Source organism: Nonomuraea sp. NPDC050451, assembly GCF_044458585.1.
The window spans coordinates 1,108,969-1,133,493 of the sequence record NZ_JBITHZ010000001.1 but is presented as its reverse complement, the minus strand read 5'-3'; the positions used below and the strand labels follow the sequence as shown (position 1 = coordinate 1,133,493).

Genomic DNA, 24,525 nt, shown 5'->3' with positions numbered 1-24,525 from the left:
CATGCGCATCACGGTCTCGGTGAACGGGCAGCCGTACACCAGAGAGGTCGAGCCCAGGCTGCTCCTCGTGCACTTCCTGCGCGACGAGCTCGGCCTGACCGGCACCCACTGGGGCTGCGACACCTCCAACTGCGGCGTCTGCGCGGTGCGGCTCGACGGCGTGCCGGTCAAGTCGTGCACGGTGCTGGCGGTGATGGCCGACGGCCACGAGGTGACCACCGTGGAGGGCCTGGAACGCGACGGGGAACTGGACGCGGTGCAGAAGGGGTTCGTGGAGTGCCACGGGCTGCAGTGCGGGTTCTGCACGCCCGGCATGCTGCTCACCGCCCGCGCGCTGCTCGACCGCGTGCCCGACCCCGACGAGGGCCAGATCCGCGAGGCCATCTCGGGACAGCTGTGCCGCTGCACCGGCTACGAGAACATCGTCCGATCGATCCGCTGGGCTGCACAGGAGGAGGCGAAATCATGAGTTACGGACGCATGCACCGCAAAGAGGACGCCCGCTTCATCAGGGGCCGCGGCAACTACACCGACGACGTACGGCTGCCCGGCATGCTGTACGGCGCCGTGCTGCGCAGCCCGCACGCCCACGCCAGGATCGTCTCCATCGACACGAGCGCCGCCGAGGCACACCCGAAGGTCAAGGCCGTCATCACCGGGCAGACCCTGGCCGGGCTCGGCCTCGCCTGGATGCCGACGCTCTCGCAGGACACCCAGGCGGTGCTCGCCACGGACAAGGTGCGCTTCCAGGGCCAGGAGGTCGCGTTCGTGGTGGCCGAGGACGCCTACTCGGCCCGCGACGCGCTGGAGCTGATCGACGTCGAGTACGACCCCCTCGACGCGGTCATCGACGCCAGGAAGGCCCTCGACCCGGACGCCCCGGTCATCCGGGACGATCTCGAAGGGCGTACCGGCAACCACATCTTCGACTGGGAGGCCGGCGACCGCGCCCGCACCGACGCCCTCTTCGAGCAGGCGGAGGTGACGGTCGCCCAGGACCTGCTCTACCCGCGCGTGCACCCGGCGCCGCTGGAGACGTGCGGCGCGCTCGCGGACTTCGACAAGGTCACCGGCAAGCTGACCGTCTGGTGCCCCACGCAGGCGCCGCACGCCCACAGGACGCTGTACGCGATGGTGGCCGGCCTGCCCGAGCACAAGATCCGGGTGATCTCGCCGGACATCGGCGGCGGTTTCGGCGGAAAAGTCGGGATATATCCCGGCTACGTGTGCGCGATCGTCGGCTCGATCGTCACCGGCAAGCCGGTCAAATGGATGGAAGACCGCTCCGAGAACCTCATGAGCACCGCCTTCGCCCGCGACTACCACATGCGCGGCGAAGTGGCGGCGACGCGCGACGGCAGGATCCAGGCGATCAGGGTCAAGGTGCTGGCCGACCACGGCGCGTTCAACGGCACGGCCCAGCCGACCAAGTTCCCGGCCGGCTTCTTCCACGTCTTCTCCGGCTCGTACGACATCGAGGCCGCCCACTGCGAGGTCACCGGCGTCTACACGAACAAGGCCCCCGGCGGCGTCGCCTACGCCTGCTCCTTCCGCGTCACCGAGGCCGTCTACCTGGTCGAGCGCATGATCGACGTACTGGCCGCCGAGCTGGACCTCGACCCGGCCGACCTGCGGATGCGCAACCTGCTCAGACCCGAGCAGTTCCCCTACCACTCCCCCACCGGCTGGGAGTACGACTCCGGCGACTACCCCAGGGCGCTGCGCCTGGCCATGGACATGGCCGGCTACGACAAGCTCCGCGCCGAACAGGCCGACAAGCGGGCCAGGGGCGAGCTGATGGGCATCGGCGTCAGCTTCTTCACCGAGGCCGTCGGGGCGGGCCCGCGCAAGCACATGGACATCCTCGGCCTGGGCATGGCCGACGGCGCCGAGCTGCGCGTGCACCCGACGGGCAAGGCCGTGCTGCGGGTCTCGTGCCAGTCGCAGGGCCAGGGGCACGAGACCACGTTCGCCCAGATCGTCGGGCAGGAGCTGGGCATCCCGGCCGACGACGTGGAGGTGGTGCACGGCGACACCGACCAGACGCCGTTCGGGCTGGGCACGTACGGCTCGCGCTCCACCCCCGTCTCCGGCGCGGCCACCGCCATCGTGGCCAGGAAGGTGCGCGACCGCGCCAAGATCGTGGCGGCGGCCATGCTGGAGGCCGCGCCGGACGACCTGGAGTGGGCCGACGGCAGGTGGTCGGTGGTGGGCGATCCGTCCGCCGGCAAGTCGATGGCCGAGATCGCGCTGGCCGCGCACTCCAACCTGGAGCTGCCGGAAGGCGTCGAAGGCCACCTGGACGCGGTCACCGTCTACAACCCGCCCAACCTCACGTACCCGTTCGGCGCCTACATCTGCGTCGTCGACGTCGATCCGGGGACGGGGCAGGTGAAGGTGCGCAGGTTCGTGGCGGTGGACGACTGTGGCGTGCGGATCAACCCCATGATCGTCGAGGGGCAGATCCACGGCGGGCTCGCCGACGGGGTGGGGATGGCGCTCATGCAGGTGATGGCGTTCGACGAGGACGGCAACCACCTGGGGGCGTCGTTCATGGACTACCTGCTGCCGACCTCGATGGAGTGCCCGTCGTGGGAGCTGGGCGAGACCGTGACGCCCTCGCCGACGCACCCGATCGGGGCCAAGGGCGTGGGCGAGTCGGCCACCGTCGGCTCTCCCGCGGCCGTGGTCAACGCCGTGGTGGACGCGCTCAAGCCGTACGGTGTGCGCCACGCCGACATGCCGCTCACCCCGGCGAACGTCTGGCGCGTCGTCAACGGCGACCCGTTCCGCACGGACCTGGCCATCCCGTGAGTGAGCGCAGCGAGCGAACAATCAGACACAGCCGAGTTTCGTTCATGCGTCCGACGAAGGAGGACGCATGAACGAGTTTCTCGGCATGCCGACGCCTCGGCCGCGGCCGGCCGCAGACCTGGACGCCCGGGTCGCGCGGCTGCGGTCGGGGCGGGAGCCGTACGTGCTGGCCACGGTCGTGCGGGCGCAGCGGCCGACCAGCGCGAAGGCGGGCGACCGCGCGCTGGTGCTGCCGGACGGGACGATCGAGGGGTTCGTCGGCGGGGTCTGCGCCACTGACACCGTCCGGGCGCAGGGCCTGCGGCTGCTCGAACTCCGGCGCGCGGCAGGGACCACGCTGCTGCGGATCACGCCGGAGGCGGGCGAGCCGCGCGAGGAGGAGGGCCTGATCGCCGTGGGCCAGCCGTGCCTGTCCGGCGGCACGCTGGAGATCTTCCTGGAGGCCGTGCTGCCTCCCGTGCTGATCCACGTGTACGGCGACAGCCCCATCGCCCGGGCCTTCGCCGCCGTCGGCCAGGCGCTGGGATACCAGATCGAGACCGGCCCCGGGATCACCGCCGACGCCGATGCCGTCCTGGTGGCCTCGCACGGGGTCGGCGAGGAGCCGGTCCTGCGTGACGCGCTGGCCAAGGGCGTCCCGTACATCGGGCTGATCGCCAGCCGCAAGCGCGGCACGGCGGTCCTGGCGCGCGTGGAGGGAGGAGAGCGCGTGCGGGTTCCGGCGGGTCTGGACATAGGTGCCAGAACGCCCGGTGAAGTGGCGGTTTCCGTGTACGCCGAGATCATCAGCCTGCGTTAACGGGCGGCAGCCGGGTACGCCAAGGAAAGGACAACCGCAGCCCCCGGGAAGCCCCTTTCGCTCTCCGGAGAGCGAAAGGACATCAATGCCGACGGAACTGATCCGCCAAGTGCAGAGGATGGCCGACGACCGCCCCGCGGCCCAGCCGGGCAGCCTGGAGCGGGGCATCGACATCCTGCTGGCGCTCAGCGCCGCCTCCCACCCGGTCAGCCTCTCGCAGCTGTGCCGCAGCACGGGCCTGCCCAAGTCGACCGCCCACCGCATCCTGGGCGTGCTGTGCTCGCGCGAGCTGGCCAGGCGGGTGGGCAACGGCTACGTGCCGGGCGAGCTGCTGGAGACGATGGCCGGCATCACCCGGGCCCGCGTGCCCGGCACCCGCAAGGTCGTGCTGCCGTACCTGCTCTACCTGTACGAGGCCACCAGGCAGACGGTCAACCTGGCCGTCCCGTCCGGCCTCGAGGCCCGTTACGTCGAGCGCCTCTACAGCCACAACCGCGTCGACTCCCGCTCCGACGGCATGGACCGCGCGCCGCTCCACTGCACGGCGACCGGCAAGGCGCTGCTGGCCTTCGACCAGAGGCTGCGCCAGGAGCTGCTGGCGCGCGGCTCGTTCGAGCGGATGACGCGCCGCACGATCACCACGCCGGCCGGGCTCGAACGCGAGCTGGCCCAGGTCAGGCGGCACGGCGTGGCGTACTCGCAGGAGGAGTTCACCGAGGGCGTGGCGTGTGTGGCCGCGCCGGTGTTCGGCCCGGGCGGCCGGATCTGCATGTCACTCGGCGTGGCCGCCCCCGCGGGCACGGCGCCGCTCGCCAAGCTCGGCATCTCCGTTCGCGGGGCCGCCCAGGCCATCTCGGCCGCCCTCCTCGGCGCCTAGGCGTTCCAGCCATCGGAACATCTCCGCGGCGTCCGCCCAGAAGTGTTCCGGTGGCCGAGACCCCTGATTGCGAACGCGGCGCCACGGGAGATCACATCGGCATATGGACTTCCTTCCTGCTCCGGCCACCCAGGAGGCGCCCGCGGTCCGAAAGGTCAGAGCCCGCATGACCACGGATCCGCGGGCGCCGGTCGGAACAGGGAAGGTTGCGCGTGCCTAGGGGCCTCCCCCGGGCCACCGTGCTGGAGAGCCTGCGCCTGGCCGCCACGATCGTCCCGCCGGGCGCGCCGCATCTGATGCCCGGGCGCGACCCGCTGCGCTCCCGCGCGCTGCTGGCCGAGCTCGAGTCCAGGTACGGCGGCCGCCCCGTCCTGGTGCGCGGCCTGCGCGGCCCCGCGCTGCTGATCATCTCCAAGCGGGACGCCCTGCGCGTGTTGTCGGAGGAGGGCGAATACGCGCAGGGCGTCGAGCAACGCCCCTTCGGCCTGCCGACGGACGTGCTGCGCCCGACGTTCGTCGACATCGCCAGGGAGGAGGCCGGGGAGCTCACCTCCGGCGTGGTGGACCACGACCGGCTCAACGCCCGGTGGCAGCGGGTGGCCAGACGCTGCGTCTACGGCGACGGCGCGGCCGACGACGTGGAGCTCACCCGCCTGCTGGCGGACCTCACGCGGGCCGGCAGGTGGCGCGACAGGCGGCGCCAGGACCTGCTCTCGGGCCGGTACGACGCCCGCATCCTCGACCACCTGCGGCGCGCCGAACCCGGCAGCCTGGCCGGCCTGATCGCGGAGAGGCCGGGGGTGGGGCGCTCGCGCGGGCTCATGCAGGCGGCGTTCTGGCTGATGGGCCTCGGCATGCTGTCGGCGGGGCTGATGCAGACCCTGGCGCTGCTGGCCGCCCACCCGGCCCAGCGCAAGTCGGCCCGCCGCGACGCCGACTACCTGCGGGCCTGCCTGCGCGAAGGGCTGAGGCTGTGGCCGCCGGTGCCGGCGCTGTCGCGGGTCACCGCCACCAGGACCGACTGGTACGGCACCACCCTGCCCGCCGGCACCACCGTGCTCGTGCCGATCGCCGCGCACCAGCGCAGCCCGCGCCTGCCGTACGCGAACACCTTCGCCCCCGAGATCTGGCTGGACGGCACCGCGGCGAACGAGTGGTGGGCGCAATCGTTCAAGGGGCCGGGCTGCGACGGCGTGCACCTCTCGCTCACGGTCGGGACCGCCTTCCTGGCCGGCATCGTCCGCGCCGCCCGTCCCAAGCCGGTCGGGCGGCTGCTGTCCCCGCACCGCCCCCTCCCCCACAGCCTCAACCTCTCGCGCCTGCGGGTGACGATGCGCCCCTTGCGCATCCACGGCGCCCCCTCGCCTGCTCAGAACTAGTCGCCACCGGGCAGGCACTTCCTCCGTTAGAGTCTTGGGTACAAAATGACGTGCCGGGCGGAGGAACGGTTCGGGTTGAGACGGGATGACGACGGCGAGAGGACGGCGACATTGGGGCGCTCCGCAGGCACTCCGCTGGAGCCGGAAGATCCGCCGGCGATCGGCCCTTATGAGCTGATCAGCCGTCTCGGCTCCGGTGGCATGGGCGTGGTCTACCTCGCCAAGGCGGCCGACGGGCAGCGGGTGGCGCTCAAGGCGATCCGGCGCGACTACACGGCCGACCCCGTCTACCGGGCGCGTTTCCACGAAGAGGTGTCCAACGCGCGCAAGGTGGCCTCGTTCTGCACGGCGCGCGTGCTCGACCACGGCGAGGACCGCGGCGTCCTCTACCTCGTCACCGAGTACATCGACGGCATCTCGCTCGAGGACCACCTGATCGAGCACGGCGCGCTGTCGCCGTCGGTGCTCCACTCCGCGGCCGTCGGCGTGGCCGCCGCGCTGACCGCGATCCACGCGGCCGGGCTGGTGCACCGCGACCTCAAGCCGGCCAACGTGATGCTGACGCTGGCCGGGCCCCGGGTGATCGACTTCGGGCTGGCGCGCTCGACGCACGTCAGCTCCCGGCACACCAACGCCGGCATGGTGATGGGCACGCCCGGATGGATCGCTCCCGAGCAGGTCTTCGAGGGGCGCACCAGCCCGGCGGGCGACGTGTTCGCCTGGGGGTCGCTGATCGCCTACGCGGGGCTGGGCGGGCATCCGTTCGGCGAGGGCGACGCGTACGTGATGGCGGCCCGGGCCCGCAGCGCGCCGCCCGACCTGCGGGGGCTGCCCGCGCCCCTGGACCGGCTGGTGGCGGCGGCCATCCACCCCGACCCGGCGCGCCGGCCCGCGGCCAAGCAGCTGCTGCTGGAGCTGGTGGGGGCGGCCGACGAGCCCGCGGCGCAGCTCGCCGCCACCAAGCACCTGACCAACTCGTGGAACCCGTCGGACTTCCCGATGATGCCGCGGCCGCCGCACCCGATGCCGCCCGACCGCACGGGCCAGGTGCCGGGCGCGGGTCGTCCGCGCCCACCCCGCCGCCCCGAGAGTCGTGCCCCGCATGCCGAGCCCCGCGGCCCGCAGCCTCCGCCGCCCGCCGAACGCACCGGCCCCACGCCGGGGGCGGCGAGCCACGTGCCCCCCGCCGAGCGCACCGGCCCCAAGGCGGGCATGATGCAGCCGCCGCCCGCCGAGCGCACCGGCCCCAAACCAGGGCAGATGCCGCCACCCGCGGAGCGGACCGGGCCCACGCCCGGCATCGGCCGGGTGCCGCAGCAGCCTCCGGCCCCCCACCCCGAGCGGACCGGCCCCGTGCCGCAGACCGGGCTGGGGCCGCGGGGGCCGCACCCGGATCTCACCGGGCCGGTCCCCCACCACCAGACCGGGCAGGGGCCGATGCCCCACCACTCCGCCACCGGCCAGGGGCCGCTGCCGGGCTACCCGCCCGCCAAGCGCAAGCGGGGCGTGTTCGCGGGCTGCATGACCGCCTTGATCATCACGTTCGTGCTGGTGGTGGGGCTGATCGTGGCGCTGATGTGGATGCTGCGCTCCCCGGCGGCCGGCGAGGACGGGCCCGTGCAGGACGGCAAGCTGCGCTTCGCCGTCACCAGCACGAAGTGCCCCAAGCCGGCGAAGGCGGCGCAGACCCGCACGTGCCAGATCGGGGTACGCGTCAGCAACGTCGGCCAGGAGGCCAGGGTGCTCTACCCGGGCCAGCAGAAGTTGGTCGACGAGGACAAGGAGTTACACGGCGGCACCAAGCTGCTCGACAAGGACGGCAAGGAGATCACGCCGATCCGCATCGAGGCGGGCCAGTCGTTCGTCGGCGCGCTCGTGTTCGATTTTCCGAAGGACCTCGCCCCGGCCGCGCTCGAGGTGCACGACTCGGGGCTGAGCAGCGGGGCCCGTCTCAACCTGGGCTGAGCTCAGAAACCTTCGGACGACGAGACCACACCCTCCAGCGGGGCGCCGTCGCCGAAGCGCCGCACGTTGGATGTGACGCGTTCGGTCAGGCCGCGCCAGTAGGAGGAGGGCGGGTTGGCGGAGTGCGGCGTGATGAGCACGTTGTCCAGGCTCCACAGCGGGTGCCCGTCGGGCAGCGGCTCCGGGTCCGTGACGTCGAGCGCCGCGCCGCCGATGCGGCCCGCGCGCAGCGCGTCCACCAGCTCGTCGGTCACGACGAGGCTGCCCCGGGCGACGTTCACCAGCCAGGCGTCCTCGCGCATGAGCTCGAACTCCCGCTTTCCGAACATCCCCCTCGTCTCCGGCGTGGCCGGCGCCAGGACGACCACGTAGTCGGCCTCGGGCAGCACCTCGCGGTAGCGGGCGCGCGGCAGCACGAGGTCCGCGCCGGGCGCCTCGCCGCTGTCGGTGACCGCCAGGACCCGGCAGCCGAACGGCTCCAGCATCCGCATGAGCACCCGCCCGATGCCGCCGTAGCCGACGATCGCGACCGTCGAGCCCGCGAACTCCCTGGACGTCTTCGGCCCCCACGTCTTGGCCCTGGCCGACTGATACAGACGGCGCGCGGCCGCCAGCATCATGGCCAGCGCGTGCTCGGCCACCGGCAGGCCGTAGGAGCCGGTGGCGGCGGTGAAGACCGGGTGCTCGGAGATGAGCCCGGCGTCGGCGAACCGTTCGATGCCCGCGCTCGGCAGTTGCACCCAGCGGATGCCCTCGTGGAGCATCGACCGCAGCTCCTCGGGGCCGCCGCCGTAGAAGACGATCGCCTCGGCCTCCTCCAGAGGCACGACCCGGCCGCCCGCCCGCTGCACCGCCTCGATGAGCACGGGCACCGGCTCGGGTCCGACATGGACGGCGACGGTCATGCTGGGGCCTCCTTCTCGCCACGGGATCACCAGCGTATCGGTGCGTGAGCACGACGTTCTCCGGTGCCAGCATCTCTTCAGCCTTCGTGGGTAGGTTGGGCCGGGTGTCCGCCGTCGCCGCCCAGCCCGTGGCCGCCCCCGTCCCCAGCGCCGCCGCCAGGCTCGCGTGGCTGGACGCGCTCCGGGGGATCGGCGCGCTGGCCGTGGTGGCCGAGCACCTGCTGCCGTGGTTCCTGCCCCAGCTCAGGCCGTACTGGTTCAGCCTCGGCGTCTACGGCATCCTCGTGTTCTTCCTGGTCAGCGGCTACATCATCCCCACTTCCCTGGAGCGCCACGGCGACGTGCGCAAGTTCTGGATCAGCCGGTTCTTCCGGCTGTATCCCCTCTACCTCGGTGTGATCGTTCTGGTGCTGGCCCTGGCCTGGTGGGTGCCGGTGCGGCCGGAGGTGCCCAGGGACGGCAGCGCGGTGGCGGCGCACGCGACCATGCTGCTCGACGTCGTGAACGTGGGCGGCGTGGCCGACACGATGTGGACGCTGTCGTACGAGATGGTCTTCTACCTCCTGGTCACCGCGCTGTTCCTGATCGGGGGGCACGGCCGGAGCGGGCTGCTGTCGGTGTCGTTCGCGGCGGGGGCCGTGGTGGTGGGGCTGGTGGCGTCGGGGGCGGTGCTGGTGGGCGGGTGGCCCGCCTACGTCTCCGCCGGGGTGTTCGCGGCCGGGCTGACCTGCGTCGTGTGGGGGCGTTTCCGCACGGCCGCGGCCTGCGTGCTGGGGCTGATGGCGCTGGCGTTGCTGCCGCTGAGCAGCCGGGTGCCGTGGCTGGGGGTGGCGGTGCTGGCGGTGATGTTCGCGGGCACGGCCATCCACCGGTGGGAGCGGGGCCAGGGCCGGCTGTGGCCGGTGGCGGTGGCCGCGGCGCTGGTGGGGATCGCGCCGCTGTGGGCCGTCGAGGGCGGCTGGTGGTGGGTCCAGGCCGACGTGTGGCTGACGACGCTCGCGCTGGCCGGGGCCACGTTCGCGGCGGGGATGGCGCTGCGGGGCCGGCGGCTGCCCAGGGTGCTGACCTGGCTCGGGCTGATCAGCTACTCGCTCTACCTGGTGCATCACCCGCTGCTGAAGTATTTCGTGGCGATCACCGGTGACCTGCGGCGGGCGGAGCCGCCGTACCAGCTCATGATGGCGGCGCTGGCCCTGACCGTGGTGCTGGCCGTCAGCGCGCTCACCTACAGATACGTCGAACGGCCCATGCAGGCGCTGGGCCGCCGCTTCTCAGGCCGGCGCGCCCGCCGGCTCCAGGGCGAGGGCGATCGCGGGGTGGCGGGACAGGACCTGCGACACGACGGGGTCCTCGGCCATGAGGAGGCCCAGGTGCCTGACCGCGTGCGCGACCACGTTGGCCAGGGCGACGCGCTCAGGTGACGGGGTCGCGGGCGCCGCGCCCCTGGCGATCTCCAGCTCGGGCACCTCGACCGCGGGCAGCCACGGCGCCGGGTCCGGACAGATCGCATATGTCAGCACGACCCCGCTGTCCGGCTCATAGCGCCAGCTCGTGGAGTGCACGACGGTCCCGGCGTCCTGGGCCGCGACCCCGCCGAGCCGGCGGGCCGCCTCGTCGGGACTTTCCCCTCGGCGCGGCCGGGTAAGGGCATGCCGGTAGGACCAGCGATTGTCGGTGCCCACCCGTAGCATGAGCGTCTCAACCAGGATCACGTGTCTTCCCGTCACCGCCGACAGCTTAATGCCAATCATATGCAAGTACGTCCCAGACGCATTGTCTGAACGCTCTTGAAAGCCGTGGCGGGCCCGGATGTAGTCGATGGCATGCCGAGAGAGGGGCCGACAACCATGCCGGGTTTGCTGGTGTTGATGGGGTCGGGCGAGACGAGCCCGACCATGGTCGAGATCCACCGCGCGGCGGCGCGTTCGCTGCGTGCCGGGGCGCGGGCCGTGCTGCTCGACACTCCCTACGCCTTCCAGGAAAACTCCGCCGACATCTCCGCCCGCGCCCGCCGCTACTTCGCGCGCAGCGTCGGCCTGGAGGTCGAGGTGGCGGCCGGGATCACGGGCGCCGACTGGGTCTTCTCGGGTCCCGGCAGCCCGACCTATGCGCTCGACCAGTGGGCCGACTCGGGCGTGGCCGGCGACCTGCGTGCCCGGATCCGCGCACGCGAGGGGGTGACGGTGCTGGCCTCGGCCGCCGCCTGCACGGCGGGCCTGGCCACCGTGCCGGTCTACGAGATCTACAAGGTGGGTGCGGACCTCCATTGGCGCGAGGGCGTCGACCTGCTGGAGCCGCTCGGGCTGCGGGCCGTGCTGATCCCCCATTTCGACAACGCCGAGGGCGGCACCCACGACACCCGCTACTGCTATCTGGGCGAGCGCCGGCTGTCCCGCATGGAGCGCGAGCTGCCGCCCGGCACCGCCGTCCTGGGCCTCGACGAGCACACCGCCCTGGTGATCGACCTCGAGACCGAGTCGGTGCGGGTTGCGGGCCGGGGCGGCCTGACCGTCCGCCGGCCCGGCTCCGCGACGGTCCTGCCCACGGGCACCCACACCGACCTGGCCGAGGTGCGCCGCCTGGCCGAGGGCGGCCCCGGCACGGGCACCGTCGCCCCGCCGCCCCCGGCGGACCCCGCTCCCGCCGAGGTGACGCTGGAGGAGACGATCCACACGTGCGAGGAGCTGTTCAAGGCGGCGGTGGCCCGGCCGGACCTGGTGGCGGCGGCCCAGGCGGTGCTCGACCTGGAGGCGGAGATCGTCAAGTGGGCGGCCGACACGGAGGAGGACGCCGGCGGGGTCGATCAGGCCAGGGAGCTGATGCGGCTGCTCATCGCCCGCCTCGGCGAGCTCGCCTCGACCGCCCGCCTCCGCTCTCAGAGCCTCCCCTCCCTGGTGGAGCCGCTGCTGGTGCTCCGCTCGCGGCTGCGTGAGGATGGGCGGTACGACGTGGCGGACGCGTTGCGGGCGGCGATGCAGGAGGGCGGCATCCTCGTCGAGGACACCCCGGACGGGCCCCGCTGGACCTGCACTTCCTGAGACCTCTGACGGACGCCTGACGAGGTCCGCAAAGGCAGGGTAACGTGGCCCCGTCACTCGACGTGCTCGCGCGGATACACTTGGCCCCATGCCCCCGTGCGTCCAAGACTCGAATCCATGGAAGGCCATGACGCGATGACTGCTCTGCCGGACGATGGCCGGCTTGTTGCTCATCCACCGCCCCGGCGTGTCAGGCTTTTCGCCTTGCCGCCGACCAGCAGCGACTACACCGTCGAGGACTGGCTCAAGCTGCCCGAAACCGGGGAGCGCATCGAGTTGATCGACGGGAGTTTCGTAGTGAGCCCCATGCCTGCCTATGCCCATGCGCTCTGCGCGGGGCGACTTCGGCAGATCTTGGTCGAAGCGGCACCTGAGGCATTCGAGGTGGTCGAGACAGGCAATCTCAAAGTCGGTGAGGATGGCCTCATTACCGACATCGTGGTAGGACGTGCCGAGACGATGCTGACCGACGCCACCATGCTCGCCGCCGCGGACACCGTATGCGTGGTCGAGGTCGTCAGCCCGGGCAAGGGGAGTCGGCGGCGCGATTACGAGGTCAAGCCTCCCAAATACGCCGCAGCGGGCATCCCCGTGTTCATCAGGGTCGAACTCCAGGGCGATGACGCGCCTCGCGTCGAGGTCTTCAACCTGAGCAGCCAGGGCTACGAACTCGTCGCGGAGGGGAAGGCGGGCAACGTCCTCTCGCTCGACCAGCCCTTCCCCGTGTCCTTCGACCCGGCCGTGCTGACCGGGCCGCGATCGACGGCCCAGAACTAGAACGTCCTGGCGATCTGGCGGGCGCGGTCGTCGGCCTGCTTGCGTTCGGCCTCGTACGAGCCCGTCAGCGTGGGGTGGTGGCGGACCTCCTGGATGTCGGTGATGCCGGCCCAGCGGAGCCAGTCGTCGAAGTACGTCGACTGGAAGTCGGTGCCGAACGCCGACCCCAGGCCAGGCCCCCAGACGGCGCTGGTGTAGACGACGGCGGCGCGCTTGCCGGTCAGCAGGGCGCGGTATCCGGTCTCCGGGTGCACGTCGAAGACCATCGCCGGCTGGCTGACCACGTCGATGAACTGCTTCAGCTTGTAGGGCACGCCCCCGTTCCACATCGGCACGCTGAAGAGGTAACGGTCGTAGGAGTCGAAGCGCTCGAACGTCCGCACGGCCGCCGCCCACGCCTCCGCCTGCTCGCCCTCGGGCGTGCCGCCGCCGAACACGGTCATCTTCGCGCCCGCGGCGGCGGGGCCGAACTCGGGGAGCGTGCCGTCCCACAGGTCGAGGTGATCGACCGTCGCGCCGGGCCGGGTGGCACGGTATTCCTCGGCGAACGTCCGCGCGATGCCCAGGGAGATCGACTCGTCCCCGCGGGGAGAAGCGGAGATGTGCAGCAGTCTGCTCATGATTGCTCGTCCTTTCCGGACTGCGGTCCGATTAATGCATGCGAATATACGGACCGCAGTCCGATTAGTCAAGCGGACGACATTGGGGGTGCGCGCCGGAGCGTTGGACGTTGGCGTCCGAATGGGCCGCCAACTCGGCGGCCTGCGAGAGCGCGGAGCGCGGGGCGGCGCCGATCACGGCGGCGTTCGCGAGCAGATCAGCTGGCTGCTGCCGTTGTGCGGGGTGGCGCTGCCGCTGGCCCTGGCCGCCGCCGTACTGCGCCGGCGCGGGGTCGCGATGCCCGGTGAGCCGCTCGCCGCGGCCGGATGGGTGCTGTGGGGAACCTGGCTGGTGGTCTGCGGCCTGGTGTTCGCCACGCAGCAGGGGATCTTCCACCCGTACTACACGACGCAGCTGGCCCCCGCGATCGCCGCCGTCACCGCGGGCTTCGCCACGACGCTGGCCCGAGCCCACCGTGCGGGAGCCCGCTGGGCGCTCCCGCTGGGGGCCGGGGCCGTCGCGGTGACCGCGGCCTGGGCCTGTGCCGTGATCGGGCGGGTGCCGTCCTGGAACGGCTGGCTGGTGTGGCCCGTGGGCGCGGCCGGGGTGGCGGCGGTCGTCCTGCTCCTGCTGTCAGCCGGCCGGCGACGGCTGCTGCCCGCCGCGCTCGGCGTCGCGGTCCTGGCGGTGCTGACGGCGCCCGCGGCCTGGGCGATCAGCGTCCCCGGCGCCACGTCGGTGCTGGGCGGCGCCAATCCCACCGCGGGGCCGCCGGTCATGCCCTTCGGCGGCGGTGGCGGAGCCGGCCCGGCTCCGGGCGGGTCCGAACTCCCGGAAGGGATGCGGCTCCCACCGGGCATGGAACTCCCGTCCGGCATGGAACTCCCGCCAGGTATGGGACTCCCGTCCGGCATGGAACTCCCGCCAGGTATGGAGCTCCCCGAAGGATTCCCCGGCGGGAGCCCGGGCGGCATGCCACCCGGGCTCGCGGGAGGCTTCCCGGGAGGCTTTCCCGGCGGCGGCGCCGAGCTCACCGCCGACCAGCGCAAGATCCTCGACCATGCCGTCAAGAACTCCGGCCCCGCCCGGATCAAGCTCGCCGTCGAGGGCGGCGCCATGTTCGCCTCCACGTTCATCCTCGGCAGCGACGCCACCGTCATCGGCATGGGCGGCTTCATCGGCATCGACGACGCCCCGACCGTCGAGCAGCTGAAGGACTGGACGGGCTCCGGGCAGCTGCGCTTCGTCCTGGGAACCGGCTGGGGCGGGATGGGCGGATCGAGCACGAACCGCTCGCAATGGATCAAAGCGAACTGCACGGAAGTCCCCGCCGCCGCCTATGGAGGAAGCCCCACGAGCGGCGGTCTCACCCTCTACGACTGTGCGCACTGACCAATAGGACCCATTTGGTCAGTTCGTCTATTAAAGTCGTACCGACACGACAGAAAGGGAGTCGGCATGAAGGACGCAGTCGGGCATGGCCGTGCGCTGGTGGTGGGGCTCGGGATCGCGGGCATCGCCACCGCGCTGCGGCTGCGGCAGGTCGGCTGGGAGCCGGTGCTGGTGGAGCGGGCCCCGGCACGCCGCTCAGGGGGGTACTTCATCCTGCTGTTCGGCACCGGTCTCGCCTCCGCGCGGCGGCTGGGCGCGCTGGAGGCGATCGGCGACCGCACCCCGCAGCTTCCCCCCTACGAGGTGAACCGGGCCGGACGTCACACCGTCGGCATGAGCCTGGCCAACCTGCCCGGCAAACCGCGGGTGGTGCTGCGCGGCGACATCGAGCGGGCGCTGTTCTCCGCGCTGCCGGCCGATGTGGAGATCCGCTATTCCACCGTGCCCACCCACATCGCCCAGGACGACTCCGCCGCGGAGGTCACCCTGCGCGACACCGCCTCGGGCGCCACCGTCACCGAGCGCTTCGACCTGGTGGTGGGCGCCGACGGGATGCGCTCGACCGTACGCAGGCTGGTCTTCGGCCCCGAGGAGCACCTGCGTCCGCTGAACTACATGATCGGCGCCACCGTGATGGACAGGCCGATCGAGGGCCTCGGCCAGGGGCAGGGCCTGACCCTGGCCGAGCCGGGGCGCTCAGCGTGGATCTTCCCCTTCTCCGACCACCCGCCGGGCCTGCTGTTCTCCTACCGCACCGACGACATCGACGCCGAGTTCGCCCGCCCGCCGATCGAGTCCATACGCGCCGCGTTCGGCCCGCAGCCCGCCGGACCGCTCCTGGAGAAGCTGTTCACGGCGTTCGAGCAGGCTCCGGAGTTCCTGTTCGACTCGGTGAACCAGGTCAAGATGCCACGCTGGCACCAGGGCCGGGTGGTCCTGGTCGGCGACGCCGCCTGGTGCGTGACCTTGTACGCGGGCATGGGCGCCTCCAGTGGCATCGCCGGAGGCGAGCTGCTGGGCACCATGCTGCAGCGCCACCCCGGCGACCTGCCCGGCGCGCTGCGGGCCTGGGAGGCCCGGATGCGGCCCTTCATCCAGACCGAGCAGGACAGCGCGCTGATCATGCGCAGGATCTTCACGCCGCACGACCGCAAGGAACAGGTCATGCGCGGCGCGATGCTGCGCCTCATGCGCACGCCGGTCATCGGACCGGCCATGGGCAAGATAATGAACGGCCCGGACATGAAGAACAAAACCTTCGACGTCGCCGCCGTGTGAGCCGACTCCAGCACGGAAGAAGAGGACAGCCCACGTGAGCCAGCTGATCGAGCGCCACTCCCGCAAAGCCGCCCGCATCCTGGACAGCGCACGGGAGCTGGTGCTCGATCACGGCGTGCACAAGGTCACCGTCAGCGAGATCGCCCGCGCGGCAGGGGTCGGCAAGAGCACCGTCTACCTGTACTGGCCCGCCAAAGAGGACCTCATCCTCGGACTGTTCGCCCGCGAGCTGCTGGCCTTCATGGACGAGATCACCACCCGCGTCAGCGCCGACCCCGCCACCGTGCTGCCGCACCGCCTGGCCCCGCTGCTGATCCGCACCGGGCTAAAATTCCCCCTGGCACGCCGGGTGCAGAGCGGCGACGCCGACCTGCTACGGCTGCTCACCCAGCAGGCCGGCGACCGCGAGCTGTTCGCCCGCACCACGCCCGGCGCCCTGTGCGAGACGGGCATGCCGATCCACCACCGCCACGGGCTGATCCGCCACGACCGTCCCTTGCCGGAGCTGACCTACGCGGTGCACGCCGTGCTCACCGGGTTCGGCGCCGCCCTGTCCGACCCGGCCACCGCTTCCCTCGGCGTCGACCCCGACCACGTCCTCGCCGACACCGTGGCCCGGCTGCTCGAGCCCCCGGTCGCCCCCAGCGACTCGGCCGTCGCCGCGGCTGCCGAGGAGGTCCTCGTCTTCCTGCGCCAGATCCAGCAGGCGATGCTGGACCTCATCGGACGCAGCCAGACCCTCCAGCAATGAACCGCAGCTCAGGAGGCGGGCTGCCGTAGCGCGGGGAGCATGACCGCGTCCACGAAGTCCAGCAGGTGATCCTGGTCGAGCGGGCGGCCTTCCAGCATCGGATGGACCAGGCTGACGGCGATCAGGAGATGCGCGCAGTAGGCGCGGGCGGGCGTGTCGGCCGGGATCTCGCCGCGATCGACCGCGCGCCGCAGCATCCGTTCCATAGTTTCTTGCGCCGGCTTGGCGAACTGCTCCCGCATCGACTGCGCGAGCTCGGGGTCGCCCAGCGCGGCATGCGACAGGCCTGCCATCAGCTCGTGCTCGACCGGCGCGACCGAGGTCACGAGCCGGGCCATCTCCTGCAGGTCTCCCCGCAGCGTGCCGGTGTCGACGTTCAGCGCGTCGGGTGGCGGCTGGTGATGCCGGAGCGCGGCGAGCACCAGGCCCGGCTTGCCGCCCCACTGCCGGTAGAGGGTGGCCGTGCTGGAGCGGGTGCGGGCGGCGACGGCGGGCATGGTGAGCGCCTCGTAGCCCACTTCGCGCAGCAGCGCCACCACGGCGGCGTACAGCTCCGCCTCCCGCTCCGGGGACAGACGGGTCCGCCGGACGCCGGTGGCTCTCTCCGTGGCGGGCATCGGCTCCATCCGCTCCGTCAGAAACAAAATTGGGTCGTTTCGACAGCAGGTTAGACCAGAGCCAGGTGGTTCCCGAACGGCCGGCTATCGGCGCGGGGGGTCGATGCGGGCGCCGTCGAGGGTGAAGATCATGATGCGGGAAAGGTCGACCGCGACCTTGGCGGCGTCGCCCGTGCGCCAGACGGGGCGGTTGCCCAGGCGGACGATCAGGTCGGAGCGGCGGTGGATGCCGCTGTTGGGGTGCTGGCCGACCTGCTCCTGCTCCTGGTGCTCCTCTTCCCGCTGCGAGGAGAACATCCGCCGTACGAGCCCCGACAGCTTCCCTGAGCCGTTCTTGTTCCCGTTGATCCGCTGGCGCGGGTCCGGCGGCTCCGGCACCGGTACGGCGGGCACCCCGCACTCCAGGTACGCCAGCCACTCGTGCCCGTGGTACTCCAGCGCCCGTACCCGCCCGAAGAACGACGGCCCGTCGTACGACTCCTGTACCGGGGCCAGCCCGTCCGGGCGCATGCCCACCAGCACCTGCCCGCCCGTGTGCTGCGAGATCGCGTACGCCCTCGGATCGCTCCATGGCATCGTGAGCCGGTGCGGGCCGAAGTCGAGCATGACGTACTGGTTCTGCGGCGTCCTGACATTGGCCGCCAACAGGTTCAACTGCTGGGAGTTGAGGAACGCCGCCACGAACGCGGTGGCTGGATCGTTGTAAATCTGCGCCGGCGTGCCGACGTCCTGGAGCACCCCCCGGTTCAGGATGGCGATCCGGTCGGCCAGCGTCAGCGCCTCCACCTGGTCGTGCGTCACGTAGATCGTGGTGACGCCGAGCGACCTGACCAGCGCCGAGATCTCCATGCGCAGCTCGGTACGCATGCCCGCGTCCAGGTTCGACAGCGGCTCGTCCATGAGGAACAGCTTGGGCTGCCGGACGATGGCCCGCCCCATGGCCACGCGCTGCCGCTGGCCGCCGGAGAGCGTGCCGGGGCGGCGGTCCAGCGTCTCGTCGATGTGCAGGGCCTTCGACAGCTCGGTCACCCGCTCGCGCACCATCGACGGGTCCGACTTGGCGATCTCCAAGGGGAAGGCGATGTTCCCGCGCACCGTCCTGTGCGGATACAGCGCGCCGTTCTGGAACACCATGGCGACATCACGGTCGCGCGGGGCCAGATGGTTGGCGATCTCGCCGTCCAGCCACAGGTCACCGTCGGTGATCTCCTCCAGACCCGCGATCATGCGGAGCAGCGTGGACTTGCCGCAGCCGGAGGGGCCGAGCAGGACGAGGAACTCGCCGTCCTCCGCCCGAAGGCTCAACCGGTCGACTGCGAGGTAGTCGCCCGGATACACCTTGGTCACTTTGTCGAGAACGACCGAGCTCATGGGCCTACACCTTGCGCGCGTGTCACCTGTGACGAGGCTGATTGAAGAGGTAGTACATCGCGCCTTAACGCTAGATGTCCACCCTTGACATAAAGAATCTCCTGCGCAGCCGTTTCGGTCGAGGGCTTTGGTAGTTCTTACGCCGAAATTTCCGGATTGGAGGGGTATGTAAGGGCTTGCGTAAACTTGCGGCAAGGGATTTCATAGTCGAGACCGTCAGGGGGAGACTATGACCGAGTGGTGGCGAGACGCCGCGATTTACCAGGTGTACGTGCGCAGCTTCGCCGACGGAGACGGCGACGGCGTGGGCGACCTGATCGGCGTTCGCGATCGCCTGCCGTACCTGGCCGGGCTCGGCGTCGACGCCATCTGGCTGACGCCCTTCTACACCTCCCCCATGGCCGACTTCGGGTACGACGTCGCGGACTACCGGGACGTGGACCCGCTGTTCGGGTCGCTCGCGGACGCCAAGGCGCTCATCGACGAGGCGCACGCCCTCGACCTGCGGGTGATCGTGGACATCGTCCCCAACCACACCTCCTCGGCCCACCCCTGGTTCCAGGAGGCGTTGCGGGGCGAGCACCGTGATCGTTACATCTTCCGCGACCAGCCGAACGACTGGGAGTCGATCTTCGGCGGCCCGGCGTGGACGCGGGTCGAGGACGGGCAGTGGTACCTCCACCTGTTCGACCCCTCGCAGCCGGACCTCAACTGGGACAACGACGAGGTGCGCGGCGAGTTCGAGTCGATCCTGCGGTTCTGGCTCGACCTGGGCGTCGACGGCTTCCGCGTGGACGTGGCGCACGGCATGGTCAAGCCGCGCGACCTGCCCGACATCGGCCACCCGAACCAGACCAGGCTGATCGGCAAGGATCCGGTTCCGTACTTCGACAACGACGGCGTGCACGACATCCACCGCGCGTGGCGGCGCGTGCTCGACTCCTATCCCGGCGAGCGCATCGGCGTGGCCGAGGCGTGGGCGCCGACGGCCGAGCGGCTGGCGATGTACGTCCGCCCGGACGAGCTGCACCAGGCGTTCAACTTCCACTACCTGTTCACCCCGTGGGACGCCGCCGAGCTCAGGGCGGTGATCGACTCCTCGCTCGCCACGGCCGGCTCCGTGGGCGCCCCGACCACCTGGGTGCTGTCGAACCACGACGTCAAGCGGCACGTCACCCGCTACGGCGGCCTGGCCAGGGCCCGCGCGGCCGCACTGCTGACGCTCGCGCTGCCCGGCTCGGTCTACGTCTACCAGGGCGAGGAGCTCGGCCTGCCCGAGGTGCTCGACCTGCCGGACGAGCTGTGCCAGGACCCGCAGCGGCTGCGCGACCCCGACAGCGGCCGCGACGGCTGCCGCGTCCCGCTGCCGTGGACGCGCGAGTCCGGCTGGCAGGACCCCTGGCTGCCGATCCCGTCCGAGTGGGCCGAGCTGAGCGTGGAGGCGCAGGAAGGGGTGCCCGGCTCGACGCTGGAGCTGTACCGGGAGGCGCTGGGGCTGCGGCGCGAGCTCGGCGGGGACCTCGTCTGGCACGAGTCGCCCGAGGGCACGCTCGTGTTCTCCAGGGGGCAGTACGTCTGTGCCGTCAACCTCACCGCGACGCCGGTGGACTTCGGGATCGACGGGGAGCTCCTGATCGCGTCGGATGTCCCTGGAGCAGGGGATTCGGCGGCCTGGTGGAAAGTAAAGTGAGTGGCATGAACGGTCACGCTCGCCTAGCCGACATCGCCGCCCAGGCCGGGGTGAGTGAGGCCACGGTCAGCAGGGTGCTCAACGGCAAACCCGGCGTCTCGGCCGCCACCCGCCAGGCGGTGATGACCGCGCTCGACCTCATGGGTTACGAGCGCCCGCCCCGGCTGCGCCAGCGCAGCAACGGGCTGGTCGGCCTGGTGACGCCCGAGCTGGACAACCCGATCTTCCCCGCGTTCGCGCAGGCCATCGAGAAGGCGCTGACCCAGCACGGCTACACGCCGGTCCTGTGCACCCAGCTGCCCGGCGGCGCGCCGGAGGACGAGTTCACCGAGCTGCTGGTCGACCGCGGGGTGAGCGGCATCGTGTTCGTCTCCGGGCTGCACGCCGACACCACCGCCCGCATGGACCGCTACACCCGCCTGACCGACCGTGGGCTGCCGATCGTGCTGGTCGACGGCTACAGCGAGCACATCGACGCGCCCTTCATCTCGCCCGACGACCGCCTGGCCGCCCGGCTGTCCGTGCAGCACCTGGTCGACCTCGGCCACGAGCGGATCGGCATCGCGCTGGGGCCGCGCAGGTTCGTGCCGGTGATCAGGAAGATCGAGGGCTACAAGCAGGCCATGGCGCAGCTGCTCGGCGCGACCGACGTCGACGAGCTGATCGCCCACTCGCTGTTCTCCGTCGAGGGTGGGCAGGCGGCCGCCGCGCAGCTGCTGGCCCGCGGCTGCACCGGCATCGTGTGCGCGAGCGACCTGATGGCGCTGGGCGCGATCCGCGCCTGCCGGGAGAAGGGGCTGTCGGTGCCGGGAGAGGTGTCCGTGGTGGGGTTCGACGACTCGCCGCTGATCGCGTTCACCGACCCGCCGCTGACCACCGTACGCAAGCCGATCGGCGCGATGGCCTCGGCGGCCGTGCAGACGCTGCTCGAAGAGGTGAACGGCGCGCCCGCCAAGCACGTCGAGCTGATCTTCCAGCCGGAGCTCGTCGTCCGCGGCTCCACCGGCTCCGGCCCGCTGGTCAACCGGTGAGGCGCAACGGCTCCCAGGCGACCGAGCCCGCCTCCACGGAGTGGAGGCCATGAATACCGACATTCTGATCCTCGGCGGTGCCGGGGTCGACACGACGGTGTACGTGCCCGAGCTGCCGCTGCCGTACCAGGACACCTACCACGTGCCCCCGGTCGTCGACCGGATCGGCAACACGGGCGCGGGCGTGGCGCTGGGCTGCCACGCGCTCGGGCTCGCCGTCGCATTCGCCGACCTGATCGGCGACGACCCGCAGGGCGCCCTGGTCCGCCAGGCGCTGCGCGAGGTCGACTGCTCCTTCGGGCCCGCCGCGGCGGGCACCCGGCGCAGCGTCCTGCTCGTGGGACCGGACGGCCGCCGCACCTCGCTGCACGACCCGAAGGCCACGCCGGACGAGCGCCTGCCGCGCGAGCTGTACGCGAGCGTGCGCCCCAGGCACGTCCACCTGTCGATCATGGACTTCTGCCGTCACGTCTACCCCGACCTCGACGGCACGCCGATCTCCACCGACCTGCACGACTGGGACGGCGCCGACGACTATCACAAGGACTTCGCCTACCGCTCCGATCTGGTGTTCCTGTCGGCCACCGCGCTGGCCGACCCGGCCGCCACGATGCGCGACATCCTCGAGCGCGGCCGCGCCCACACCGTCGTCTGCACGCGCGGGGCCGACGGCTGCCTCGTCCTGACGCGCGACTCCGGCGTGCGCGCCTTCCCGGCCGCGCCGCCGCCCGGGCCGGTGGCCGACACCAACGGCGCGGGCGACGCGTTCGTCTCCGGCTTCCTGTACGGCACCCTGCGCGGCCGGTCGCTGGAGGAGTGCGTACGGCTGGGCGCGACAGCCGGGGCGCACGCGTGCACGGTCGCCGGCACGCACGAGTCGCCGATCACGGAGGCCGCGCTGCTGGCTACGTTTTCGCGGTAGACGGCTGATCCAGCTCCCGCCAGGCCCGGCAGACGAACGGCGGGATGGACGTGATCAGGTAGAGGCTGGTGAACGCGTAAAGCGTGGTCCTGAGACCGGTCAGCTCGGTGAGCGAGCCGGCCAGCAGCCCGCCGGCCGGCATGGCCGCGTACGCGGCGGCCGTCATGGTGCCGAGCGCCCGCGCTCTCATGGGCGCGGGGATGCGGCCGAACTGCAGGATGCCGAGGATCGGGTTGATCGCGCCGGCCGCGAACCCGGACAGCGCGGCCGTGGCGAGCGCCAGGGGGAACGGCGCGCCGAGCGCCAGTACCAGTACGCGGGGGACGCCGGCGATGAGGAAGCACACTCCGTAGGTCAGCCTCATGGGTAATCGTTCGCCGGCGGCCCCGTACACGATCGTCCCCGCCACGGCGCCCGCCCCGAGCGCGCCGGTGAGCAGGCCGAACGCGCGAGGGTCGCCTGCCACGTCGCGGGCGTACAGGGCCAGCAGCACCTGGGTCACGCCTGTGTCGAGCATGTTGACGACCACGATCATGCTGGTGGCGCTCAGCTGCAGGCGGTCGTGCCAGAGGAAGGTGAGACCGTCGCGCAGGTCGCGTAAGTAGCCGCCGGATTCGCGGCCGGCGTTCTCGATGCGCGGCACTCCGCCGGCGATGAGCACCGCCGACAGGAGGAAGGTGACGCCGTCGACGATGAGGAGCGTGCTCGGTCCCGCCCAGAGGATCAGGATTCCGGCGAGCGGGGCGCCCACCATGGTCGCGCCGCGGCTGGCGCCGTCGTATGCCGCCGTCGCGTGTTCGATGCGGACGCGGCCGAGGGCCGACAGGTCGGGCAGCATGGCCTTGCGCGCGGTCTCCCCCGGCGTGGCGGCCAGCCACCGTACGAACAGCAGGAGCAGCAGGAGCGGATAGGACAGCCCGGTCGTCAGGACCAGCGCCGGAACGGCGAGGACGACGACCCCGCTCACCAGGTCGGACACCACGCTCGCCCCGCGGAACCCCAGCCAGTCCACCAGCGTGGCGCCGAACGCGGCGGAGATGACGATGGGGAACGTGGTGGCGAAGGCGGCCAGCCCCGTGAGCCCGGCGCTTCCCGTGGTCTCCAGGACGAACCAGGGGACGGCGAGCATGGAGAGCACGTTTCCGGTGACGGACAGAGCGTTGGCGGACAACAAGGTGATGAATGGACGCCTCACGCGTAATGCCCCCGGCATCGTCTCCCGCTTCAGCGTTCCTCACGGTCGGCGTGCGGTCAAGGGAGGGTTCCGGAACGCGGCGGCGGGCTCAGCTCGACCGGTGGGTGGACAGGCTGGCGTGGTGGTCGGCGCCCGCGGGGCCGTGCGGGTCGGTGTGTACGGTGGCGGCTCTCAGGCGCGGCAGCTCGTGGATGAGCCGGTGCTCGGCCTCCACCGCCACCGCATGGGCGTCCACCACCGACATGTCATGATCCACCAGGATCTCCACCTCGGCGTGCAGGGCGTGGCCGATCCAGCGCAGGCGTACGGAGCCGACGCGGTGAACCCCGTCCACCGCGCCCAGGATGCGCTCGGCGTGGTCCACGAGGGCGGGGTCCACGGCGTCCATGAGCCGGTGGTAGATCTCGCGGGCGGCGTCCCGCAACACGAAGCAGATGGCGAACGTGATCAGCAGGCCCACGATCGGGTCCGCCAGGGGGAAACCGAGCGCGGCACCGCCCGCGCCCAGGAGTACGGCCAGCGAGGTGAAGCCGTCGGTCCTGGCGTGCAGCCCGTCGGCCACCAGGGCGGCCGAGCCGATCTCCCGGCCCACCTTGATCCGGTAGCGGGCCACCCACTCGTTCCCCGCGAACCCCACCACGGCGGCCCCCGCCACCCATCCGACGGCCCGGAGGTCCTGGGGGTGCAGCAGCCGGGTGACGGCCTCGTATCCGGCCAGGCCCGCCGAGGCGGCGATCAGCAGGACGATGGCGATGCCCGCGAGGTCCTCGGCCCTGCCGTACCCGTAGGTGAAGCGCCGGGTGGCGGCGCGGCGGCCGAGCGAGAACGCGATCGCCAGCGGGACGGCGGTGAGCGCGTCGGCCAGGTTGTGCAGGGTGTCGCCGAGCAGCGCGACCGACCCTGAGGCCACGACGATCACCGCCTGAACGGCGGCGGTGACCATCAGGACGGCGAACGAGACAGCCAGCACGCGCATGCCGCGACTGCTGGTCTCCAGGGCGGCATCGGTCTTGTCGGCGCTGTCGTGGGTGTGGCCACCGAGCGGATTGTGAGCCACAACAGCGTGCACCACGCGAGTGAACCACCCGCGTCTCTCCCCGAGGTGGTGCCCGTGCCCGTGCCCA

Annotated in this window: 21 protein-coding genes; 15 read left to right on the top strand and 6 right to left on the bottom strand. The window is 71.7% G+C overall.

What is annotated here, in order from left to right; translation table 11 throughout:
• Position 1 precedes the first annotated feature (1 nt).
• The 6 genes from ACIBI9_RS05215 (at position 2) to ACIBI9_RS05190 (ending at position 7,834) form a co-directional block, all read left to right on the top strand.
• Positions 2–469 (top strand): (2Fe-2S)-binding protein, encoded by a 468-nt coding sequence (locus ACIBI9_RS05215; protein WP_397220649.1) that lies wholly within the window; start codon positions 2–4, stop codon positions 467–469.
• Positions 466–2,814 (top strand): aerobic carbon-monoxide dehydrogenase large subunit, encoded by a 2,349-nt coding sequence (locus ACIBI9_RS05210; RefSeq protein WP_397220648.1) that lies wholly within the window; start codon positions 466–468, stop codon positions 2,812–2,814. The genes ACIBI9_RS05215 and ACIBI9_RS05210 overlap by 4 nt, the downstream gene beginning before the upstream one ends.
• 67 nt (positions 2,815–2,881) lie before the next feature.
• Positions 2,882–3,613 carry an XdhC family protein gene (locus ACIBI9_RS05205; protein WP_397220647.1) on the top strand — a complete coding sequence of 244 codons (732 nt, stop codon included), beginning with the start codon at positions 2,882–2,884 and terminating at the stop codon, positions 3,611–3,613.
• Positions 3,614–3,698: 85 nt separating this feature from the next.
• Positions 3,699–4,490, top strand: coding sequence for an IclR family transcriptional regulator (locus tag ACIBI9_RS05200; RefSeq protein WP_397220646.1), 792 nt, complete (start codon positions 3,699–3,701; stop codon positions 4,488–4,490).
• Positions 4,491–4,702: 212 nt separating this feature from the next.
• Positions 4,703–5,869: a cytochrome P450 gene (locus ACIBI9_RS05195; protein ID WP_397220645.1), complete on the top strand. Its 1,167-nt coding sequence runs from the start codon at positions 4,703–4,705 to the stop codon at positions 5,867–5,869.
• Positions 5,870–5,980: 111 nt separating this feature from the next.
• Entirely contained in the window at positions 5,981–7,834 is a 1,854-nt protein-coding gene (locus ACIBI9_RS05190; protein WP_397220644.1) for a protein kinase, read from the top strand.
• A gap of 2 nt (positions 7,835–7,836) precedes the next feature.
• On the opposite strand, the gene ACIBI9_RS05185 is transcribed toward ACIBI9_RS05190, so the two are convergent.
• Complete coding sequence (locus ACIBI9_RS05185) at positions 7,837–8,739, bottom strand: D-isomer specific 2-hydroxyacid dehydrogenase family protein (protein WP_397220643.1); 903 nt, start codon at positions 8,737–8,739, stop codon at positions 7,837–7,839.
• A gap of 104 nt (positions 8,740–8,843) precedes the next feature.
• Here ACIBI9_RS05185 and ACIBI9_RS05180 point away from each other — a divergent pair, with 104 nt between their 5' ends.
• The 3 genes from ACIBI9_RS05180 to ACIBI9_RS05170 all read left to right on the top strand — a co-directional run bounded on the left by ACIBI9_RS05180 (position 8,844) and on the right by ACIBI9_RS05170 (position 12,554).
• Complete coding sequence (locus ACIBI9_RS05180) at positions 8,844–10,160, top strand: acyltransferase family protein (RefSeq protein WP_397220642.1); 1,317 nt, start codon at positions 8,844–8,846, stop codon at positions 10,158–10,160.
• A 426-nt stretch (positions 10,161–10,586) separates the two neighbouring features.
• Positions 10,587–11,777 carry a hypothetical protein gene (locus tag ACIBI9_RS05175; protein WP_397220641.1) on the top strand — a complete coding sequence of 397 codons (1,191 nt, stop codon included), beginning with the start codon at positions 10,587–10,589 and terminating at the stop codon, positions 11,775–11,777.
• A 117-nt stretch (positions 11,778–11,894) separates the two neighbouring features.
• Positions 11,895–12,554 carry a Uma2 family endonuclease gene (locus tag ACIBI9_RS05170; protein ID WP_397220640.1) on the top strand — a complete coding sequence of 220 codons (660 nt, stop codon included), beginning with the start codon at positions 11,895–11,897 and terminating at the stop codon, positions 12,552–12,554.
• Here the strand turns inward: ACIBI9_RS05170 and ACIBI9_RS05165 are convergent.
• Positions 12,551–13,174, bottom strand: a complete 624-nt coding sequence (locus ACIBI9_RS05165; RefSeq protein ID WP_397220639.1) for an FMN-dependent NADH-azoreductase — start codon at positions 13,172–13,174, stop codon at positions 12,551–12,553. The two genes, ACIBI9_RS05170 and ACIBI9_RS05165, sit on opposite strands and share 4 nt — an antisense overlap.
• 121 nt (positions 13,175–13,295) lie before the next feature.
• Between ACIBI9_RS05165 and ACIBI9_RS05160 the strand changes: the two genes are divergently transcribed.
• From ACIBI9_RS05160 to ACIBI9_RS05150, 3 genes are all read left to right on the top strand, one after another.
• Complete coding sequence (locus ACIBI9_RS05160; RefSeq protein ID WP_397220638.1) at positions 13,296–14,546, top strand: hypothetical protein; 1,251 nt, start codon at positions 13,296–13,298, stop codon at positions 14,544–14,546.
• Between the two features lie 66 nt (positions 14,547–14,612).
• Entirely contained in the window at positions 14,613–15,824 is a 1,212-nt protein-coding gene (locus ACIBI9_RS05155) for an FAD-dependent monooxygenase (protein WP_397220637.1), read from the top strand.
• Between the two features lie 34 nt (positions 15,825–15,858).
• Positions 15,859–16,575, top strand: coding sequence for a TetR/AcrR family transcriptional regulator (locus tag ACIBI9_RS05150; protein WP_397220636.1), 717 nt, complete (start codon positions 15,859–15,861; stop codon positions 16,573–16,575).
• Positions 16,576–16,583: 8 nt separating this feature from the next.
• On the opposite strand, the gene ACIBI9_RS05145 is transcribed toward ACIBI9_RS05150, so the two are convergent.
• The gene (locus ACIBI9_RS05145; protein WP_397220635.1) at positions 16,584–17,192 is read right to left on the bottom strand and encodes a TetR/AcrR family transcriptional regulator; all 609 of its coding nucleotides are present in this window, start codon (positions 17,190–17,192) and stop codon (positions 16,584–16,586) included.
• Positions 17,193–17,276: 84 nt separating this feature from the next.
• Positions 17,277–18,563 carry an ABC transporter ATP-binding protein gene (locus ACIBI9_RS05140; RefSeq protein ID WP_397220634.1) on the bottom strand — a complete coding sequence of 429 codons (1,287 nt, stop codon included), beginning with the start codon at positions 18,561–18,563 and terminating at the stop codon, positions 17,277–17,279.
• Positions 18,564–18,792: 229 nt separating this feature from the next.
• On the opposite strand from ACIBI9_RS05140, the gene ACIBI9_RS05135 reads away from it, so the two are divergent.
• Genes ACIBI9_RS05135 through ACIBI9_RS05125 form a run of 3 tightly spaced genes read left to right on the top strand, consistent with a single transcriptional unit; the run spans position 18,793 to position 22,206 of the window.
• Positions 18,793–20,253: a glycoside hydrolase family 13 protein gene (locus ACIBI9_RS05135; RefSeq protein WP_397220633.1), complete on the top strand. Its 1,461-nt coding sequence runs from the start codon at positions 18,793–18,795 to the stop codon at positions 20,251–20,253.
• A gap of 5 nt (positions 20,254–20,258) precedes the next feature.
• Positions 20,259–21,284 carry a LacI family DNA-binding transcriptional regulator gene (locus ACIBI9_RS05130; RefSeq protein ID WP_397220632.1) on the top strand — a complete coding sequence of 342 codons (1,026 nt, stop codon included), beginning with the start codon at positions 20,259–20,261 and terminating at the stop codon, positions 21,282–21,284.
• A gap of 49 nt (positions 21,285–21,333) precedes the next feature.
• Positions 21,334–22,206, top strand: coding sequence for a carbohydrate kinase family protein (locus ACIBI9_RS05125; RefSeq protein ID WP_397220631.1), 873 nt, complete (start codon positions 21,334–21,336; stop codon positions 22,204–22,206).
• Here the strand turns inward: ACIBI9_RS05125 and ACIBI9_RS05120 are convergent.
• Both ACIBI9_RS05120 and ACIBI9_RS05115 read right to left on the bottom strand, forming a co-directional pair.
• Complete coding sequence (locus tag ACIBI9_RS05120; protein ID WP_397220630.1) at positions 22,190–23,401, bottom strand: MFS transporter; 1,212 nt, start codon at positions 23,399–23,401, stop codon at positions 22,190–22,192. The genes ACIBI9_RS05125 and ACIBI9_RS05120 overlap by 17 nt on opposite strands.
• 88 nt (positions 23,402–23,489) lie before the next feature.
• Positions 23,490–24,470, bottom strand: coding sequence for a cation diffusion facilitator family transporter (locus ACIBI9_RS05115; RefSeq protein WP_397220629.1), 981 nt, complete (start codon positions 24,468–24,470; stop codon positions 23,490–23,492).
• Positions 24,471–24,525 lie beyond the last annotated feature (55 nt).